The 2,245-nt window shown below is 73.9% G+C and carries 2 protein-coding genes; both read right to left on the minus strand.

Going from position 1 to position 2,245, the window contains the following annotated elements; translation table 11 throughout:
• Nucleotides 1-795 (minus strand): hypothetical protein (locus DZF91_RS24815; RefSeq protein WP_199486863.1); only part of this gene is annotated, 795 nt, incomplete at its 3' end.
• Nucleotides 796-797: 2 nt separating this feature from the next.
• On the minus strand, nt 798-2,245 hold a 1,448-nt coding region (locus DZF91_RS40285; RefSeq protein WP_199486864.1), incomplete at its 5' end, for a polysaccharide biosynthesis protein.

The raw sequence follows: 2,245 nt of genomic DNA on the forward strand, positions 1-2,245 counted from the left end.
CGCCAGCCCGCCCGCGCGCCGCCGGCCCTCCGCGCCACCCGAGCCGTCGGGGGAGCGGCGGCGTCCGGCACGCCGGGGCGTCTCGTCGTGGTGGCGGAACCAGTTCACCAGGATCGCCACGAAGTACAGGTAGAGCAGGTACGCGAACGCCTGGGGCGAGAGGTAGTCCTGCCCGACCCAGTTGGCGGCGATGAACAGCCAGGCCGCGAACCACTTCGCCCGCCACGTCGCCCGCAGCACCCGCAGGATCAGCATGTACGGGACGAGGTACATCAGGTCGGTGAACGGCGGCGCCCACTTCAGGACGGGCGAGATGTCGTGCTGGCCCGTCGCCTTCAGTACGAACGCCACGAACGCGAAGAAGCCGGGCGTGCTGAACCGGGCGTCCAGGTCCCAGGCGACGGTGTGGGTGCGCTCGATGTACTCGATGAACCCGGCGGTCTGCCAGGCCGTCGGGAACCGCGCCTCGGGCTCCAGCGCCTGCGCCACGCCGTGCAGCGTCGCGATCAGCACCGCGATCTGCGCGACCAGAAGCACCCGGTGCGGACGCGGCAGCGCCAGCGTCAGCATGAACGACACGACGATCGCCGCCGCCCCCGCGAGCGTCGCGCCCGGCAGCACGCCGACCAGCCCGAACCCGTCCATCGCGTCGAGGTCCACGTGCCGGAGCGGCGACCAGAACAGCGCCGTGCCGAACACCAGCAGCGCCGCCGCGGCGAGCGCCATGCGCCGGTCGGCGGCGTCGGCGCGCGGCGCCTGCCCGGCCCGCTCCTCGGGTTCCCGGCGAACCGCCATGCTCAACTGATATCCCGCCCTCCGCCGGCCGGGAAGGCGCCCTCCGGCCCGAGCGGACCGGTCGCGGGACGCGCGGGCGCCTCGTTCCGGATGACGCCCAGCAGGCCCGGCAGGACGAAGACGGCGACGACGGTGTTCACGGCGAGGACCGCCAGCCCGATGGCGCCCAGGTGCCGCGGGTCGATGAGCAGGAACACCAGCGCCAGCACGCCGAGGAACCGGACGCCCTGCACGGCGGCGATCAGCCGCGTCCGGTTCTGCACCCGCAGGACGCCGATGTAGAGCTCGATCAGCGCCTTGGGCAGCACCGCCACCGCGAGGACCTGCAGCAGCGGGGCTCCGCGCGCCGCGTAGTCGTGCCCGAAGAACGCCAGGCCGAGGGGCGCGCCCACCAGGACGGCCACCACGACCGGTGGCAGCAGCAGGAGCGCGCGCCGCGCCGCCGCCCCCGTGGACGAGGCGAGCCGCGCGGTGTCGAACGAGCCCTCCACGGTCAGCGACATCGACAGCGTCAGCGCGAGCAGGTCGAGCATCATGCCGAGCGCCCACGCCATCTGGAAGTAGGCGTTGGCGTCCTCGGCCAGGTGCGCGGCGACGACGACCGGCACGAGGCTGATCGAGGCGTACTGGAACGCGCCGCCCAGGTACGCGCCGCCCAGGTGCCGCCAGATGTCCCGGTAGGTCGGGCGCGGGCCCCGTCCGGCGTTCTCCGCGCGGTGCCGGGGGATCAGCCGTCCGAAGATCAGGTAGCTGACCGGGGCGAGCGCGACCAGGACCGGGACGAACCAGGACAGCGTCACCCCGTCCGCCGGGAACGCGCTCGCGACCGCGACCAGCAGCACCAGCTTGGCCAGCCCGAACGCGGCGTTGACGACCGGCACCCAGCCCGCGTGCCGCAGCCCGGTGAACACGCCCTCCTGCTGGTTCCACAGGTTCCACGCGACGGCCATGACCAGGAACCACAGCGCCGCGCGCCCGTCGTGCAGGTGCCGGAAGGACGGCCCCCACCACGACAGCGTCGCCAGGAAGCCGAGCGCGAGCAGCGCCGACGCGGCGGCCCCCGTCCCGTAGCAGGCGAGGACGAGCGCGCGCGTGCGCCGGGCCGTCTGCGGGACGAACCGGATCAGCAGGAAGTTCAGCATCGTGACGCTGCCGACGAACATGATCGCCTGGATCACGGCCCAGTTGCGGCCCATGTCGTCCGGCGCGTAGAGCTTGGCGCCGAGCGCCCAGTAGCCGAGCCCGAGCAGTCCGGTGAGCCCGCCGTTCGCCACCAGCGCGTACGCGTTGCGGAACAGCGGGTTGGACAGCTCGCGCCGCAGCCATCCGGGCGGCGGCGCACCGCTCGCCGCCAGGGCTTCCGGCGGCGCACCGCCTGCCGCCAGGGCTTCCGGAGGTCCGCCGGCGGGGAGGCCGGCGGCGTCGGCGCGCGTCTCGCCGTGACCGGTCA

Origin of the sequence: Actinomadura logoneensis (genome assembly GCF_003428695.1) — a bacterium.
GTDB classification, from domain to species: Bacteria; Actinomycetota; Actinomycetes; order Streptosporangiales; family Streptosporangiaceae; genus Spirillospora; species Spirillospora logoneensis.